Annotated in this window: 15 protein-coding genes; 13 read left to right on the top strand and 2 right to left on the bottom strand. The window is 63.9% G+C overall.

Annotation, left to right across the window (positions count from 1 at the left end; genetic code table 11):
* The first annotated feature begins 10 nt into the window (after nucleotides 1–10).
* From B5F90_RS03990 to tpx, 7 genes are all read left to right on the top strand, one after another.
* Nucleotides 11–685 carry a MotA/TolQ/ExbB proton channel family protein gene (locus tag B5F90_RS03990; protein WP_087361423.1) on the top strand — a complete coding sequence of 225 codons (675 nt, stop codon included), beginning with the start codon at nucleotides 11–13 and terminating at the stop codon, nucleotides 683–685.
* A 6-nt stretch (nucleotides 686–691) separates the two neighbouring features.
* Nucleotides 692–1,096, top strand: a complete 405-nt coding sequence (locus B5F90_RS03985; protein ID WP_087361421.1) for a biopolymer transporter ExbD — start codon at nucleotides 692–694, stop codon at nucleotides 1,094–1,096.
* Nucleotides 1,097–1,181: 85 nt separating this feature from the next.
* Nucleotides 1,182–1,871 (top strand): TonB family protein, encoded by a 690-nt coding sequence (locus tag B5F90_RS03980; RefSeq protein ID WP_087361420.1) that lies wholly within the window; start codon nucleotides 1,182–1,184, stop codon nucleotides 1,869–1,871.
* A 146-nt stretch (nucleotides 1,872–2,017) separates the two neighbouring features.
* Nucleotides 2,018–2,527, top strand: a complete 510-nt coding sequence (locus B5F90_RS03975) for a DUF1573 domain-containing protein (RefSeq protein WP_087361418.1) — start codon at nucleotides 2,018–2,020, stop codon at nucleotides 2,525–2,527.
* Between the two features lie 140 nt (nucleotides 2,528–2,667).
* Nucleotides 2,668–3,975: an amidohydrolase gene (locus B5F90_RS03970; RefSeq protein WP_087361416.1), complete on the top strand. Its 1,308-nt coding sequence runs from the start codon at nucleotides 2,668–2,670 to the stop codon at nucleotides 3,973–3,975.
* A 245-nt stretch (nucleotides 3,976–4,220) separates the two neighbouring features.
* Nucleotides 4,221–5,954, top strand: a complete 1,734-nt coding sequence (locus tag B5F90_RS03965; protein WP_087361414.1) for a S41 family peptidase — start codon at nucleotides 4,221–4,223, stop codon at nucleotides 5,952–5,954.
* Between the two features lie 240 nt (nucleotides 5,955–6,194).
* Nucleotides 6,195–6,707, top strand: coding sequence for a thiol peroxidase (gene tpx, locus B5F90_RS03960; RefSeq protein ID WP_087361412.1), 513 nt, complete (start codon nucleotides 6,195–6,197; stop codon nucleotides 6,705–6,707).
* Between the two features lie 183 nt (nucleotides 6,708–6,890).
* On the opposite strand, the gene B5F90_RS03955 is transcribed toward tpx, so the two are convergent.
* Nucleotides 6,891–8,393, bottom strand: a complete 1,503-nt coding sequence (locus B5F90_RS03955) for a peptide MFS transporter (protein WP_087361410.1) — start codon at nucleotides 8,391–8,393, stop codon at nucleotides 6,891–6,893.
* Nucleotides 8,394–8,759: 366 nt separating this feature from the next.
* On the opposite strand from B5F90_RS03955, the gene B5F90_RS03950 reads away from it, so the two are divergent.
* Nucleotides 8,760–10,793: an alpha-amylase family glycosyl hydrolase gene (locus tag B5F90_RS03950; RefSeq protein WP_087361408.1), complete on the top strand. Its 2,034-nt coding sequence runs from the start codon at nucleotides 8,760–8,762 to the stop codon at nucleotides 10,791–10,793.
* Nucleotides 10,794–11,080: 287 nt separating this feature from the next.
* Here the strand turns inward: B5F90_RS03950 and B5F90_RS03945 are convergent, their stop codons facing one another.
* On the bottom strand, nucleotides 11,081–12,112 hold the full coding sequence (locus B5F90_RS03945) for a von Willebrand factor type A domain-containing protein (protein WP_087361406.1): 1,032 nt from the start codon (nucleotides 12,110–12,112) through the stop codon (nucleotides 11,081–11,083).
* 161 nt (nucleotides 12,113–12,273) lie between these two features.
* Here B5F90_RS03945 and B5F90_RS03940 point away from each other — a divergent pair, with 161 nt between their 5' ends.
* The 5 genes from B5F90_RS03940 to B5F90_RS03920 all read left to right on the top strand — a co-directional run bounded on the left by B5F90_RS03940 (nucleotide 12,274) and on the right by B5F90_RS03920 (nucleotide 16,556).
* Nucleotides 12,274–12,918 carry a TetR/AcrR family transcriptional regulator gene (locus B5F90_RS03940; protein WP_239307738.1) on the top strand — a complete coding sequence of 215 codons (645 nt, stop codon included), beginning with the start codon at nucleotides 12,274–12,276 and terminating at the stop codon, nucleotides 12,916–12,918.
* A 109-nt stretch (nucleotides 12,919–13,027) separates the two neighbouring features.
* Nucleotides 13,028–13,816 (top strand): MBL fold metallo-hydrolase, encoded by a 789-nt coding sequence (locus tag B5F90_RS03935; RefSeq protein ID WP_087361404.1) that lies wholly within the window; start codon nucleotides 13,028–13,030, stop codon nucleotides 13,814–13,816.
* A 77-nt stretch (nucleotides 13,817–13,893) separates the two neighbouring features.
* Nucleotides 13,894–14,712 carry an SDR family oxidoreductase gene (locus tag B5F90_RS03930; protein WP_087361402.1) on the top strand — a complete coding sequence of 273 codons (819 nt, stop codon included), beginning with the start codon at nucleotides 13,894–13,896 and terminating at the stop codon, nucleotides 14,710–14,712.
* Between the two features lie 191 nt (nucleotides 14,713–14,903).
* The gene (gene yihA / locus B5F90_RS03925) at nucleotides 14,904–15,500 is read left to right on the top strand and encodes a ribosome biogenesis GTP-binding protein YihA/YsxC (RefSeq protein WP_087361400.1); all 597 of its coding nucleotides are present in this window, start codon (nucleotides 14,904–14,906) and stop codon (nucleotides 15,498–15,500) included.
* A 114-nt stretch (nucleotides 15,501–15,614) separates the two neighbouring features.
* Nucleotides 15,615–16,556 (top strand): ribose-phosphate pyrophosphokinase, encoded by a 942-nt coding sequence (locus tag B5F90_RS03920; protein ID WP_087361398.1) that lies wholly within the window; start codon nucleotides 15,615–15,617, stop codon nucleotides 16,554–16,556.
* The last annotated feature ends 506 nt before the right edge of the window (nucleotides 16,557–17,062 follow it).

The raw sequence follows: 17,062 nt of genomic DNA, 5'->3' as shown, positions 1-17,062 counted from the left end.
AAACGACGTTATGATGACTTTTTTACAGGCTGCCGAAGCGGTGGCTGCGAGCGAAGAGACCCGCATGGGATTGTGGACCCTGTTCACCAAGGGCGGCTGGCTGATGTGGCCTCTGCTGGCACTGGGCGGCGTGACGATTTTCATCTTCGTGGAGCGTTTCCTCGCCATCCGCAAGGCCTCGGTGCTCGACATGAACTTCATGAACCGGATTCGCGACTATATCTCGGACGGCAAGATTGCCGTGGCGGTCAACCTCTGCAAGAAGACCGATACCCCCATTGCCCGCATGATTGAGAAGGGCATCGAGCGCATCGGACGGCCGATGGGCGACGTGCAGACGGCCATCGAGAATGTGGCCAACCTCGAGGTCTCGAAGCTCGAGAACGGCCTTCCCTTCCTGGCGACCATCGCCGGCGGCGCCCCGATGATTGGCTTCCTCGGCACGGTGCTCGGCATGGTGCAGACCTTCATGGACATGTCAGCCGCGGGTGGCACGGTGGACCTCGGTCTGCTCTCGAGCGGCATGTATGTGGCGATGGTCACCACGGTGATGGGCCTCATCGTCGGCATCCCGGCCTACTTCGGCTACAACTACCTGGTGGCGCGCATCGAGAAGCTGGTCTTCCAGATGGAGGCCAACTCGATTGCCTTCATGGACATCCTTAACCAACCCGTTCAAAAATAGTGCGCCATGGCAATCAAACACGGTTCCAAGGTTGACAAGAGCTTCTCGGCATCGTCGATGACCGACCTGATGTTCCTGTTGCTGCTCTTCCTGCTGATAGCCACGACGCTCATCAACCCCAACGCCCTCAAGCTGATGCTCCCCAAGAGCTCGAACCAGCTGAAGGACAAGGCGATGACCACCGTGTCGATTCAGGACACGGGCCACGGCTACCGCTACTACGTCGAGCTGCAGGACGTGGGCTCCATCGAAGGGGTCGAGCGGGCGCTCTCCACGCGCCTCGAGGGTCAGGAGGAGCCCACCGTATCGCTCCACTGCGACAAGACGGTGGCCGTCGACGAGGTGGTGAAGGTGATGAACATCGCCAAGGACAACAAGTACAAGCTCATCCTGGCCACGACACCGCGCTAGGAGGGCGGTCTTCGCGGCGGCCCGCTGCGCAGGAGCGGCGCATGCCGCCGGGCGGAGACCTGGATTTTGAAACGCAACAGAGAAGATGTATTATTACGACCCGAACGACCGGTCCCCCCGCAGGTGGGCGACGATGGCGGCGCTGTGCTACGCGCTGCTGCTCGTCGTTGCGTTCGCGCTCGTGTCGTTCGACTTCCGGCATATCGAGGAGAAGCCCGGTGATACGATTGTCATCGACTTCACGGAGCCTCCCGAGCCCGAGCCGCAGCGTCCTCCGGTGCGGCGGGCCACCGAGCCGCGCATGCACGACGAGGCGGCTCCCGTCGAGCAGACGGCCCGCGTGAGCGGCAAGGACGAGGTGACGCAGACACCCAACCCCCGGGCGCTCTTCCGGATGAACAAGGGCGGGGCCGACGAGCCCGAGAATGCGGGCAATCCCCGCGCTCCGAAGGGCGAGGACAAGGCGAGCGGCAAGGGTCCGGGGCTCGACGTCGACGGCCTCGACCAGCTCGACAAGGGGCTGCAGGGACGCGGCCTGGTGGGGGCGCTGCCCAAGCCCGTCTATCCGGGCAACAAGAGCGGTAAAATCGTGATTCGCGTGACCGTTGGCCCCAAAGGCAATGTGACGGGGGCCTCGTACGAGCCCAAGGGGTCGACCGAAAGCGACCCGGCACTGGTGGCCGCGGCCCTCGAGGCGGCCCGCAAGGCGCGCTTCACGGAGAGCCGTGCGGCGGTGCAGGGCGGCACAATCACCTACGTCTTCCGCATGGAGTAGCCGCCGGCGGGGGCGGAGCCGATAAGCGGCCGCCCCTCCGACGAGGCAGACCCGCCGGCAACGGAGGCCGCGGGCCGAGCTGCGGAAGCGGAGAAGACTCCGGAGGGGAGCCCCTCAGAGGGGACTCCCGGAAAAAGAGAAACACTATGCGCAAATTTGTTTGGACATGCATCGGGTGCCTGCTCCTGGCAACGGGACAGGCCGTCGGCCGGACCGCCGGCGCGGCGGAGCGCTCGCAGCGGGATGCCGTGGCGGAGAGCTCCCCGAAAAAGGGGGAAAACCCCTCGCGCCGCGAACGGCGGAATGCCTCGGCACAGCAGGGCGGTGCGCTGCTGCGGCTCGAGGAGTCGGTCTATGACTTCGGCCGCGTGCCGCGCCGCGGCGGCGATTTGGTGCACGACTTCGTCGTCGAGAACGAGGGTACGGTGCCGCTCGTTGTCACGCGGGTCTTCACCTCGTGCTCGTGCCTCAAGGCGAGCTATTCGAAGCGCCCCATCCCGCCCGGCGGCACGGGGGTGATTCGGATTACCTACGAACCCTACAAGAGCGAGCCCGGAACCTTCTACAAGGTCATCCAGGTCTACTCCAATTCGACCGAGGGGCGCACCGTCATCACGGTGCAGGGAAGCTCCTACGACGACGAAGAGGAGGAGTAGCTCCCTCTGTCGGGACACGCGGCGACAGAGCCTCCGCATCCCGGCGCAGTCAACCATACCCGGACGCGCAACCGCCCGGGTATGTCGTCCGAAGTCCGCAGCGGGGCCGGGCGCGAAACACCTAAGCAACAATCTTTTTTATGACATCGATTCTCTTCCGAAACGCGACCGTGCTGCCCATGACGGTGGAGGCGGACGCACCGAAATACTTCACGGGCTGGGTCGGCATCGTCGGCAACCGCATCGAGCGGGTCGAGGCCGGAGATGCCGGCGCCGACGAGTTCCTGGCGGCGCACCCCGACGCGCGGCTCTTCGACTGCCGCGGCAAGCTGGTCATGCCGGGTCTGGTCAACACCCACTGCCACGCGGCGATGACGCTTCAGCGGGGCTACGCCGACGACATCGCCCTCATGGAGTGGCTCAACGACTACATCTGGCCCTTCGAGGGGCGCCAGACGGCCGACGACGTGGCGCTGGGCATGACGCTGGGCATCGTCGAGATGCTGCTCGGGGGTGTCACCTCGTTCGTCGACATGTACTACCACGAGGACCGCTGCGTCGAGGTGGCCGAGCGGATGGGCATCCGCGCGATGCTGGGCTGCAACTACTTCGACAGCAACATCGACGAAGTCTTTCCGCAGATTGAGCGCGCTGCGGCGGCCGCTGCCGGCAGCTTGCGCGTGCAGATTGCCGTGGCGCCCCACTCGGCCTACACCGTCTCGCCCGAGAACCTGCTGCGGGGCCGCAAGTTGGCCGACCGCCTCGGCCTGCGGATGATGACCCACGTGGCGGAGACCCGCGACGAGGTGCGCATCATCGGCGAACGCTTCGGCTGCACGCCCGTCGAACACCTCGACCACCTCGGGCTGCTCGACGAGCGGCTCATCGCCGCGCACTGCGTCCATCTGACCGACGACGACCTGCGCACGCTCGTCGAGCGGCGTGTCGTCGTCTCGCACAACCCGCAGAGCAACATGAAAATCTCGAGCGGCGTAGCCCCCGTCGAGCGGCTGCGCAAGGCCGGGGCCTGCGTGACGGTGGCCACCGACGGCACCTGCTCGAACAACGACCTCGACATGTGGGAGGAGCTGCGCACGGCATCCTTCCTCCAGAAATCCTATACGGGCGACCCCTGCGCGCTGCCGGCCTACGAGACGTTGCGCATGGCAACCGTCAACGGCGCCCGCGCCTTCGGTCTGGAGGGCCTCCTGGGGGTGCTGCGCCCCGGAGCGCTGGCCGACGTGGTGGTGGTCGACCTCCGGAAGCCCCACCTGCAGCCCGTCCACGACCTGGTGGGCAACCTGGTCTACTGCGGCAAGGCGTCGGATGTCGAGACGGTGGTGGTCGACGGCCGCGTCGTTGTCGAGAAGCGGCAGATAGAGGGCATCGACCTCGAGCGGCTCTATGCCGACGTGGCGGCTGCCGTCGAGCGCATCAAGCGCGCGTAGCCGTCCGTCCGCTTGCGCCGGGGGGGGAGTGCTGCCTCCCGCCGCTAGCGGCTGTCCCGTTTTTGATGCGGCGCAAGTTGCCGATTTTCGGTCTCATGCGGCGCTCTCCATCCCCTTTTCGGGGTATGGAGGGCGCCGTTGTTCGGTCTGGTCCGGCGGAATTCTGCCGGTGCGGGAGGTTTGTCGGAAAAAAACACTATCTTGTTACCTGAAACGTGCCCTTCGGGGAGCCAAATTTTCCGACCATGAAGAGAAACCTTCGTTTTTTGCTCCTTCTGTGCAGCCTTTGGATGCTCGCTGCCCTGCCGGTGCAGGCCCAGCAGATGGCGAATGCCTCTTCGGGGTTTTCGATGACCTCCGACGACCTGAGTGACCCCCGCGTGCCCGGCAACCTTGAGACGCTCTGCCGCGTCTGGGGCTATGCCAAGTACCACCATCCGGTCTTTTGTGACACGCTGTGCCGCGTCGATATCGACAGCGCCCTCTTTGCCCTGCTGCCCCGGGTTGTGCATGCCGACCGGGTGACCCGCAACCGGCACCTGCTCGACTGGGTACGCTCGCTGGGAGATTACACCCCCAACCGGATCGAGTGCGAACAGGCGCTGGCACCGTATGACCTGGTCGAGACAGCCGACCTCGGTTGGACGGCCGACACCGTGTTGCTGGGCGGGGAGCTCTCGAAGCTACTGCAGGACCTGCGTTATGCCGAGCGCGATGAGAACTTCTACCTCCGCATGGGAACAATGGAAAACGGACCGGGTTATCACTACCTTTCGTTGCGCAACGAGAGGTCCTATCCGACCCAGCAGATGGATAGCGGACTCAACCTGCTGACGCTCTTCCGGTTGTGGAACGTCATCGAATATTATGCTCCGAACCGTTCGCTGACGCTGCACCCTTGGGAGGAGGTGCTCACGAGTTACATTCCGCGCATGGGGGTCGAGACGGATCCCGTCCGCTTCTCCCGGCTCTACTTCCGGCTGATTCGCGAGCTCAACGACGGCCATGCCTACGCGCCGATCGAGATGCTCTTCGGACAGCGGATGCTGCCCGTGTGGCCGCTCCAGGCCGAAGGGCGCCTCTTTGTCGGCCACTCCGACGACGGGGTTCTCGAACGGGGCGACGAGGTGGTGGCCATTGATGGGGAGCCTATCTCCGAACGGCTGGAGCTGCTGCGGGAATATGCCTCGCGGTCGAACGAGGCAAGTCTGCGCCAGGCCCTCCGTTATTACGGGCTCTGCACGCGCCGCGATACCGCCGAGGTGGTCCGCCGTCGCGCCGGGTCCTGCGACACGCTCCGCGTGGCAACGGTGCCCTATGGCAGCGTCTCCCCCCTTTACGACCCGGCCCAGCTCGAGCAGCCGCCCTTCCGCCTGCTGGCCGATTCGGTGGGTTACATCTACGCCGGGACCTTCTCACGCGAGCACCTCGCCCAGGTCGTGCAGACGCTGCCCCGCACGCGGGCGCTCATCATCGACCTGCGCACCTACCCGCTGAAAGTGGACGGCGCGCTGATAGCGTTGATTGGCCAGTCGTTGCGCACCGAGTCGGTTGTTGTTAGGCAGGCGCTCTATCAGACACTGGCACTGCCCGGCCTCTTCTACCGGCAGGAGCAGTGGCTGTTCGAGGACTTCGGAGAGGTTGCTGCACGATGCACCGAGCCCTACAAAGGACGGGTGATCTTACTGGTCGACGAGATGACGCAAAGCAACCCCGAGTTCCAGGCCATGGCGTTCCAGAGTTGCCCGCAGACGCTGACCATCGGCTCGCCGACCTCGGGTGCCAACGGTTCCATTGTCTGGATTCCGCTGCCCGGTCAGATGACCAGTTTCTCCGGCATCGGCGCCCTCTATCCGGACGGGACCCAGCCCCAGACCGTGGGTGTGCGCCTCGATGTCGAGGTGCTGCCGACGGCCGAAGGGTTACAGGCCGGGCGTGACGAGGTGCTCGAACGGGCACTGGAGCTGGCCCGGCAATAGGGTGGGGCGTGCCGCTCCGTGACTGTGGCCGTGACTGTGGCCGTGACTGTGGCCGTGGCCGGGGCGGGCCGGCGGTACGGCTTTTGCAGCGGTGAATGGTCCGCGGCGCGGTCTCCGATGGCTGACATGCGGACGCCGGGCCGCTCGGACGGTGTATGAACGAAAAAGAGCCCTTCGGCTCCGGTGCGGTGTGCCGCACCGGGCTGCGGGACAAGGATAACAACTAAACAGTAAAACGTTATGGGAGAAAAAGTTTTGTTCGCAGGGCAGCCCTTCGAGCTGGAGGGTACGCCGCGGCGTGTGGGCGATGCGGCCCCCGATTTCGTATTGATGGGTCAGGACCTGGCGCCCGTGTCGTCGGAGCGTCTGCACGGCAAGGTGCGTGTCTACAGCGTCTTCCCCTCCATCGACACCCCCGTCTGCTCGCTGCAGAACATCCGCTTCAACCGCGAGGCGGCGGCGCTGGGTGACGAGGTGACCATCGTGGCGATTTCGGTCGACCTTCCCTTTGCGCAGAAGCGTTTCTGCGCGGCCGAGGGCATCGACCGCGTCGAGGTGCTGTCGGACTATCAGCGTCTCGACTTCGGTATGAAGTACGGATTCGTCCTTCCGGGGCTGCGGCTGCTGGCGCGCGGCGTGGTGGTGGTCGGCCGTGACGACCGGATTCGCTACATCGAGTATGTGCCCGAGGTGACCCACGAACCCGACTATGCGCGGGCCATCGAGGCGGTTCGCAGCGCGCTCAAGGAGTAGGCGGACAAATCCGGCCGGCGGGGCGCTTTCCGCCGCATTTTGCCGCGTTCCGTCGTGTGCTGCGTCTGAGGCCTTCGCGCGTCTGAGGCGCTTTCCGCTTCGGGTGCCGGTTGGACCGGATATGAGAGAGGGGGTGATGCCGAAGCATCACCCCCTCTTCCGTTGCATGCGGTGCGTTTCCCGCTACTTGGTCACCCGCTCGAGCCACTTGACCATGGCCAGCATGGCAATCATCGAGATGGCGCAGACAATCACGAAGATGCTCCACGTGGCCGAGATGGAGATGCGCTTGTAGAGAATCGGACCGATGAAGAGCAGTCCGTTGCCGATGGCCGTGGCGCCGAGCCAGCAGCCCTGCATCAGACCCTGCAGCTTCTGGGGAGCCACCTTCGAGACGAACGACAGACCCAGCGGCGAGATGAAGAGCTCGGCGATGGTCAGAATCAGGTAGGTGGCCACAAGCAGCCACGGCGTGACGCGGTCGGCGACGGCCAGACCGCCCTGGGCCTGCACCTCGGCCAGTTTGGGAAGACCCAGCGAACCGAGGACCATCAGCACGTATGCGAAGGCGGCAATGCCCATGCCGATGGCAATCTTCATCGGCGTCGAGGGCTCCTTGCCGCGGTTGCGCAGCCACGAGAAGACGGCGATGACCAGCGGCGTGAGGAAGACCACGCAGAAGGGGTTGGCCGACTGGAAGATTTCGGCCGTGATGGGCATTCCGAAGATTTCAAGACGCGTGTAGTCCTGAGCGAAGAGCGTCAGCGTCAGACCGTTCTGGTGGAACGAGAACCAGAAGAAAATCACGATGGCGAAGACGGCGAACAGCGCGTAGAGACGCTGCTTGATTTCGCGGGCATCCTGCTGGATTTCGGCCTTCGAGGGGGTCGGACGGTTCTTCTCGGCAACCTTGGGGTCGGGCAGCTTCTTCTTGTTGACCACGAAGACCACCAGCGAGAAGAGCAGCGCCACGATGGCCACGCCGAAGGCGTAGTGGAAGCCCGTGTTGAAGGCGTTGAGGTAGCTCTCGGCGAAGACACCCATGTCGGTCGGGGCGCCGTTGAGGCTCACCTGGGCGGCCAGTTCGCTGAAGCGGCCGTCAACCACCTCGGGAGCCATCGTGCCGCCCAGATACTGGTGGCAGAGGGCCGAAAGGTCCGAGTTGTAGAGGTAGCCCTGCGTGCGCAGCCACCAGTTGCGGACGCTCACGGCCGCAAAGGGGGCGACCATGGCGCCGATGTTGATGAACATGTAGAAAATCTGGAAGCCCGTATCGCGCAGCTTGGCGTACTTCTCGTTGTCGTAGAGCTGGCCCACCAGTGCCTGGAGGTTGCCCTTGAAGAGGCCGTTGCCGAAGGCGATAATCATCAGGGCGCCGATGACCATCGTTTTCGAGGTGATGGTGGGTACCATCAGCACGGCGTAACCCAGCGTCATGACCACGATGCCGGCGATAATCGTCCCCTTGTAGTTGCGCAGGCGGTCGGCGATGAGTCCGCCCACCAGAGCGAGGATGTAAATCGAGGTGTAGAAGAACGAATAGATTTTTCCGGCCTGCTCACCGTCGATGCCGAATTTCGACATGAGGAAGAGCGTCAGGATGGCCATCATCGTGTAGAAGCCGAAGCGTTCGCCGGTGTTGGCCAGCGCGGCGGCAATCAGGCCTTTGGGTTGATTTTTGAACATTGCATTTAGGGGTTTTTGGTTACGTTTTCCGACAAAGATAATATTTTTTCCACGACCTGCAATATCCGCGCCGATGAATTGTGCAGCCGACGGGGGGTGGAATGAATCGGGCATTCGGCAAACAGGGTATTGCGATTTGTCGTTTTTTTGTATCGCCGGTCAACCTTTGGGCCCCGAATATCGACTCAATCCGGGCCGGCGGTTTGCGCCGATGCCCTGTTTGGGGCTCAACTTCAATATCGGGCCACGCTTCGGGCGGGGCCCGGCCTTTTTGCCGGCGGCGGGGTGTCGATTTTCAGTGGGCGGATGCCGACGGCATCGGATTTTTTCGTATATTTGTAGTAAATCAACCGCTACTGACACGCTATGGAACAAACGTCGCGACATCTTCCGATGGTCGAACGGGACGAGTGGCTCGCCCCCGTCGAAGGGGAGCTTCTCCGCCGCCGTGAGCGCTACCTGAACCACATGAAGGATATTGAGGCTTCGGCCGGCAACATCGTCGACTATGCCAACGGATACCGCTATTTCGGCTGGCAGTGGGACGACGACCTCGACGGGTGGTGGTTCCGCGAATGGCTGCCCGGCGCCTACGACGTCTACCTCTTCGGCGACTTCAACAACTGGCAGCGCACCGAGCTGCGGCTGAGCAAGGATGCGGCCGGCGTCTGGAGTATCTTCCTGCCGGCGGCCATGTACGGCGACCGGCTGACGCACGGCTCGCTCTACAAAATCCACGTCCACGGCGACAACGGCTGGCTGGACCGCATCCCGGCCTACGCCACGCGCGTGGTGCAGGACGACAAGACGAAGGACTACACGGCGCAGTTCTGGAACCCCGGCCCCTTCGACTGGAAGGGCGACCGCTTCGACATCGCGCAGGTGGGCAGTCTGCTCATCTACGAGGCCCACGTGGGGATGGCCCAGGAGCGCGAAGGGGTGGGCACCTACCGCGAGTTCACCGAGAAGATTCTCCCCATCATCAAGCGCGACGGCTACAATGCCGTGCAGCTGATGGCCATCGCCGAGCACCCCTACTACGGCTCGTTCGGCTACCACGTCTCGAGCTTCTTCGCCCCGACGAGCCGCTGCGGTACCCCCGAGGAGCTCAAGGAGCTCATCCGCCGCGCCCACGAGATGGGGCTGGCCGTCATCATGGACCTGGTCCATGCCCACTACGTCAAGAACCTCAATGAGGGCATCAACGAGCTCGACGGTACGGACCACCTCTATTCGCTGCCGGGCGAGGCGGGCTACCAGCCCTACTGGGACTCGAAGCTCTTCGACTACGGCAAGCGCGAGGTGCAGCACTTCCTGCTCTCGAACGTCAAGTACTGGCTCGACGAGTTCCACTTCGACGGCTACCGCTTCGACGGCGTCACTTCGATGATTTACCACCACCACGGCTACGTCGACTTCGACTGCCGCGAGCGCTTTTTCGACAGCGGGGTCAACACCGATGCGCTCTGCTACCTGACGCTGGCCAACCGCCTCATCCACGATTTCCGCCCCACGGCGGTCACCATCGCCGAGGATGTGAGCGGCATGCCGGGCATGTGCATCCCCATTGACGACGGCGGGGTGGGCTTCGACTACCGCCTCGGAATGGCGATTCCCGACTTCTGGATTAAGCTGCTCAAGGACATCCCCGACGAGCAGTGGAACATCTGGGAGATGTGGTCGGTGATGACCAACCGTCTGCCCGAGGTGAAGACCGTGGCCTATGCCGAGTCGCACGACCAGGCGCTCGTGGGCGACAAGACCATCGCCTTCCGGCTGATGGACAAGGAGATGTACTTCCACATGGACCGCGCCTCGGAGAACTTCATCATCGACCGGGGCATGGCACTCCACATGATGATTCGGCTGATGACCATCTCGACGGGCGGTCAGGCCTACCTGAACTTCATGGGCAACGAGTTTGGCCACCCCGAGTGGATTGACTTCCCGCGCGAGGGCAACGGCTGGAGCTATGCCCATGCGCGGCGGCTGTGGTCGCTCTCGCGCAACGGGCTGCTGCGCTACTCGTGGCTGGGGGCCTTCGACAAGGCGATGCTGCGGCTGGTGAAGCGCTACAACGTGCTGGGCGACGGCTATGCCTGGAACCAGCAGATGGACGAGCAGAACAAGACGATGGTCTTCTCGCACGGGCGGCTGCTCTTCGTCTTCAACTGGCACCCCACGGCCTCGATTCCCGACTACGAGCTGCAGGTGCAGGGGCCGGGTCGCTATGTGCCCATCCTCTCGACCGACGAGAAGCGCTTCGGAGGTCCGGAGCGGCAGTCGATGGATGTCGAGCACCTCTCTACCCCCGTCGTGTGCGACGACGGGCAGACGCGCCACCACATCCGCATCTACAACACGTCGCGTACGGCGACGGTCTACCTGCGCAAGCGTTGAGGCCGCCGACGGAAGGCAAAGAGACGAAAAGGGGCGAGGTCGAACCTCGCCCCTCTCTTTTTGCAGGGTTTAACTCTTTTGTGTGCGGCCCGCCCGTTTTGCTTGTGAGGCGTGCTTCCCGGTCCGGCCCAGCCCGTTGGTCCTATACACCGGCTCGGTCTGCTTCGCCGGTCCAGCCCGCCGGTCCAGCCCGCCAGCCCAGCCCGCCGGCCCGGTCTATCGGTTCGGCTTGGTTTTGTTCGGTTTGGCTTGGCCCGGTCCGCTCCATCGGCCCGGCCGCTGCGGGGTCAGCGGCGGCTGTCGAGCATCTGGGCCATGCGCACCAGGGCGATGAACTCGCGGCGCTCTTCGTCGGGGTCACTGCCGAGCCCCTTTTCGGCCAGTTCGAGCACCTTGTCCCAGGTGGAGTCGCCGCGGAACTCCGAGTCGCTCAGCAGCTGCCCGTACATCGCCACGGCGGCCGCAAAGGCGAAGTCGCCCGTCAGCTCCACGAGGTTCTCCTCCTTGAGCGTCGCGGTCATCTGCTCGCCGCGGCGGACCCCCGGAAGGTGGTAGCGCACCCGTGCCGTGAGCAGCTCGGAGGAGGGGATGAGTACGACGGGAACCCCTTCGCGGCTCTCGAGCCGAAGGGCCGAGGCCCGCTCCGGCGAGCGTTCAGCATCGGCGGGAATCACCTCGTAGAGAATCGTCGTCGAGTAGCCCGCCTCGAGGCGTCCGCCGCGTCGCGCCGCATCGTGCCTTCTGTGGCGGTGGCGCGGCTGGGGAAGGATGCGGTCGTCACCCACCAGACGGTAGGCTACGACCTGTGCGGGGTTGAACTCCACGCGCAGCCGTGCATGGCGGAGCGGCAGCAGGGTCGTGTCGGCGGCGTCGCGGAGGCGGATGCCGAAGCGGACGAGCCGGTGCTCGGCATTCCACGGGCAGGGGGCCATCTCGGCCGTGAACGAGAGCGACGCTCCGTCTGTGGGTGCGGGGTAGTCGTAGGTGAAGTGGTTGACCAGCTGGTCGATGTGCACATCTCCGGCCGCGGGCAGCTTATCCTCGCCGAGCATGCGGCGGCATTCGGCATACGCGTTGCCGCATGGCGTGAGGGGAACGACCGAGCGCGGCTCGGTAAAGGCGTGGCGGTAGGGGCACTCGCCGACCAGCCCCGTGTGGTCGTGCATCGGCAGTGCGACGGTATCGGGTCGTGGGGCGCGCAGGGCCTCTGCGGGCGCCGGAGCCGCCTTTGATTCCGGCGCCTGCTCGGGCGCGACGGGCGGCTGTGCTGCTGCTGCGGCGGGCAGCAGCAGAAGCAGCAGGCTGATGAAGCGTTTCATGGCGGTTGGTTTCAGGTTCTCACCTACAAGATACGGATTTTTTTCGAGACGGCGAAATTCCGGGGTCCCGCGATGGCGAAAATCCTGTTTCCGTGCGGTAGAACCGGCGGCGGAATGGAAAACTTTTTGGGTTTTTCGGGTTTCTTCGCTATCTTTGCCGCGTGAAAGCTCCGGAACATAACCTCCACAAGGAGAAAATCGTCGCTCAGGCGATGCAGATATTCCTCAAGCAGGGAATCAAGGCGGTGCGCATGGACGACATCGCCCAGATGATGGGCATCTCGAAGCGGACGCTCTACGAGCTCTTCGGCGACAAGGAGACGCTCCTCTTTCTGGCCGTCGAGAGCTATTTCGGGGAGTGCAACGAGCGCCGGGCCCGTCTGAGTGCCGGGGCGCGCGACGTGCTGGAGGCCATTTTCCTCGAACTCAACGAGCTGATGGCCCAGTCGGAGACTGCCAACCGCATCATGAGCAGCCTGCGCAAGTTCCATCCTGCGGTGCACGACCGCGTGCTGCATGAAGGGGCCGAGAAGAACCGGCGCAACATCCGAGAGATGCTCGAAAAGGGGATAGCCGACGGATTCTTCGTGGCGGACTTCAACCTCGATTTGGCCATCACGATGCTCTACCATACCGCCTCGGTGCTGGTGGAGCGCCGCGATTTGGTGCTGCCCGAGGGGATGACCGAGCGCGAGGCCTTCATTCAGGTAATCAGCACCTTCTTCCGCGGAATCGCCACCGCCAAGGGGCTGGAGCTCATCGACGAGTACAAGAACCGTATTGTCTCCGGCACCGACCGGGCGTGACGCCTCCGGAGCCGCGGTGAGGGGCGGACCTCGATAAGTCGTGTCGTGCCGAGGGCAAAACCTGCACGCAGATGGAGGAGCTTCCGCGGATTTTTCCTATTTTTGCCTCATGAAACTCACTTTTCTGGGAACCGGGACCTCGCAGGGGGTCCCCGTCATCGGATGCCGGTGCGCCGTCTGCCGTTCGACCGACCCGCGCGACAACCGGCTGCGCACGTCGGCCATGGTCGAGACGCGCGGCGTGCGTCTGGTCATCGACGCGGGACCCGACTTCCGCTGCCAGATGCTCCGCACCGGAGTGCGCCACATTGATGCGATTCTCCTCACGCACGAACACAAGGACCACATCGGCGGTCTGGACGACGTGCGGGCCTTCAACTTCGTGGACTATCCCGCCGCCATCCATCGCGTGGACATCTATGCCGCGCCGCGTACGCTGGCCGTCGTGCGCAAGGATTTCGACTACGCCTTCGCGCAGGACAAGTACCGCGGCGTGCCCGAAATCGAGCTCCACGAAATCGACCTCGACCACCCCTTCGAGGTCAAGGGCGTGGAGGTCGTCCCCGTAGCGGGGCACCACTCCGAGCGCTTCACGGTGACGGGCTACCGCATCGGGCCGCTGGCCTACCTGACCGATTTCAAGACCATCGAGGAGTCCGAAGTGGCCAAACTCGCCGGGGTGGAGGTGCTGGTGGTCAACGCGCTGCGCTTTGCGCCCCACGATTCGCACTTCAACGTCGAGGAGGCGCTTGTGCTCATCCGCCGCGTGGCGCCGCGTGAGGCCTACCTCACCCACATGTCGCACGACATCGGGCTGCAGGCCGAGACCGAGCCCCGTCTGCCCTGCGGCGTGCACATGGCCTACGACGGCCTTCAGGTCGAGATTGGGGAGGAGTAAACGGCTGTACGAAGCGGCGGGGCGAAGCCTCCGGCGCGCCGGACAGGGAACAGAACGAAAAACATAAACAGGAGATAATGAAACAGTATTTCAAGGACAAGGTCGTCGTCGTGACGGGCGCATCGTCGGGAATCGGCGAGGCGCTGGCGCGTGAATTTGCCGCCGAGGGCGGGCGTGTCGTGCTGGGAGCGCGCAGCCTGCAGAAACTCCAGCACATCGTCGACGAGATTCGCGCCCAGGGCGGGCAGGCCGCCTGCTGCGCCGTCGACGTGACCCGCCCCGAGGAGTGCCGCGAGCTCATCGCCACGGCCGTGCGCGAATTCGGCGGCGTGGATATCCTGCTCTGCAATGCGGGTATTTCGATGCGGGCGCTCTTCGACGACGTGGAGCTCGACGTGCTACACCGCCTGATGGATGTCAACTTCTGGGGGACGGTCTACTGCTGCAAGTATGCGCTGCCCTACCTGCAGGCGTCGCACGGCTCGATTGTCGGCGTCTCGTCGGTGGCCGGCCTGCACGGCCTGCCGGGACGTACGGGCTATTCGGCCTCGAAGTACGCCATGACGGGCTTCCTCGAGACGCTGCGCATCGAGAACCTCAAGAAGGGGCTCCACGTGATGATTGCCTGCCCGGGCTTCACCGCCTCGAACGTCCGCTTCTCGGCCCTCACGGCCAACGGTTCGCAGCAGGGCGAGACGCCGCGCGACGAGTCGAAGATGATGACCGCCGCACAGGTGGCCCGCATCATCGCCCGGGGCGTGCGTCACCGCAAGCGTCTCTGCCTGATGGAGGCCGAGGGACGCGCCACGCACTTCGTCAAGAAGTTCGCCCCGGCCTTCCTCGACCGCATGTTCTATCTGGTCATGTCGCGCGAACCCGATTCGCCGCTCAAGTAACACCCCTCACCGGGCCGCCACGGGAGTGGGGCGGGGTGCCTTCCGCCTCCCGGCCTCCAGCCCTCCTTCTCGCCTTCCGTCTCCCGGCCTTTCCGCCGCCGGAGACGGCAGACCGGCCGATAAGCAGGTCAGTAAACCGGCAGTTGCGGGGCGTGCCGCTCCGTCCGTTGTCCTTTCAATTGTTTTGACGCATGCAGATTCTCAAAGCCGAATTCCAGTGCAGCTCCGAGCGCATCTCGCAGGTGCCCGCCGACTCGCTGCGCGACATCGCCTTCATCGGGCGGAGCAACGTGGGCAAATCGTCGCTCATCAACATGCTCACGGGCCGCAACGGCCTGGCCAAGGTCTCAGCGACGCCCGGCAAGACGCGCCTCATCAACCACTTCCGCATCAACGACGCGTGGTATCTGGTCGACCTGCCGGGCTACGGCTATGCCCGTACCTCGAAGAGCCAGCGCGAGGGCTTCTCGAAGCTCATCACCGACTACGTGCTCCGCTGCGAGAAGATGCACTACCTCTTCGTGCTGGTCGACGCGCGGCTCGAGCCCCAGAAAATCGACCTGCGCTTCATCGAGATGCTCGGCATGAACGGCGTCCCGTTCGGGATTCTCTTCACGAAGGCCGACAAGCTCTCGAAGGCGCAGCTGCAGCGAAGCGTCGAGCGCTACCGCCAGACGCTCGCGGAGCAGTGGGAGGAGCTGCCGCCGATGCTTGTTACCTCGTCGGAGCGGGGCACCGGGCGCGACGAGCTGCTCGATTTCATCGAAGAGTGTCTGGCTCAGGGCTGAAAAAGCTGCCGTGCGGACCTAAATCGGGCACCGGTGTTGAAAAAAGGTAACCGGCAAAGTGTTTTTTTTCACCGTATTGTCCTATATTTGCAACATCAAAAACCCTCCATACCTATGGCAATCCACAAAATCAAGTTTTTCGCAGGGCAGGGTTCCGAATATCTTGCCGAAAAAATCGTCGCCAGCTATGGCACGACCCTCGGCAAATCGGACGTGCTGCGCTTCAGCGACGGCGAATTCCAGCCGAGCTACAACGAATCCATCCGTGGCTGTACGGTCTTCATCATCCAGTCGACCTTCCCGCCCTCGGACAACCTGATGGAGTTGCTGATGATGATTGATGCGGCGCGCCGCGCCTCGGCCTACAAGGTGGTGGCCGTGATGCCCTACTTCGGCTGGGCGCGTCAGGACCGCAAGGACCGTCCCCGCGTGCCGATTGGCGCCAAGCTGGTGGCCAACATGCTCATGGCCGCCGGTGTGGACCGCATCATGACGATGGACCTCCACGCCGACCAGATTCAGGGCTTCTTCGACGTTCCGGTCGACGCGCTCTACGCCAGCGGCATCTTCGTCCCCTATATCAAGAGTCTCAACATCGAGGACCTCTCGATTGCCGCACCCGACATGGGCGGCGCCAAGCGGGCCAACACCTACGCCAAGCACCTCGGTACACCGATTATCATCTCGCACAAGGAGCGTGCGAAGGCCAACGTCGTGGGCAAGATGACCGCCATCGGCGAGGTCGAGGGGCGCAACGTGCTCATCGTCGACGACATGATTGATACGGCGGGCACCATCTGCATGGCTGCCGACATGCTCATGGCGCGCGGCGCGAAGAGCGTGCGTGCGGCCATTACCCACCCCGTGCTCTCGGGCCCGGCCTACGAGCGCATCAACGACAGCGCGCTGGAGGAGGTGATTGTCACCGACACCATTCCGCTCAAGCCCGAGAAGGACCTTCACAAGTTTACGGTGCTCTCGGTGGCGGACCTCTTTGCCGACGTCATCGAGCGCGTCCACAACTACAAGGAGATTTCGTCGATATTCTTCAAATAGCCGACCCTGCGTCACCCTGCGGAGCGGAACTTCCCTGACGGAGGTTCCGCTCCGCTTGCTGTATGGAGACGGCGTTTCTCTGGCCTTTGCCCCCCGCATAGCTCTTCCTCCAGCCCCGGCATCTTCCCTTTTCCGGCCCTGGCCTTTCCACGCCCTTTCCCGGCCACATCGCCTTCCCTGCTCCGACCCCTCCGCGTCGCCTTTCCCGGCCTCCGCGTCCTCTCCCCGCATGGCCTTTCCTCCGGCCACATTGCCTTCCCTGCTCCGACCCCTCCGGCGTCGCTTTTTTTTACGGTTCCGGCGCCCTTCGGTCCCGGCCATTACTTGCTCCGGTTCCTCCTGTTTCAGTTCTCCCTCCGGCCCCTCCTGTGCCCCCTTCTGGTTCGTGCCTCTTCCCGCTTTCGGAAAGAGGCCGGATTGTCCCCGGATGGGGCTGTTTTGTCCGCCTCCGGCTCCAAAAAGTATCAATCCGTCCGCCCGAAAGAGGAGAAAATATTTGGAGAAAC

Origin of the sequence: Alistipes sp. An31A, assembly GCF_002159425.1 — a bacterium.
Taxonomy (GTDB): domain Bacteria; phylum Bacteroidota; class Bacteroidia; order Bacteroidales; family Rikenellaceae; genus Alistipes; species Alistipes excrementigallinarum.
This window is presented reverse-complemented; position numbering and strand designations above follow the sequence as displayed.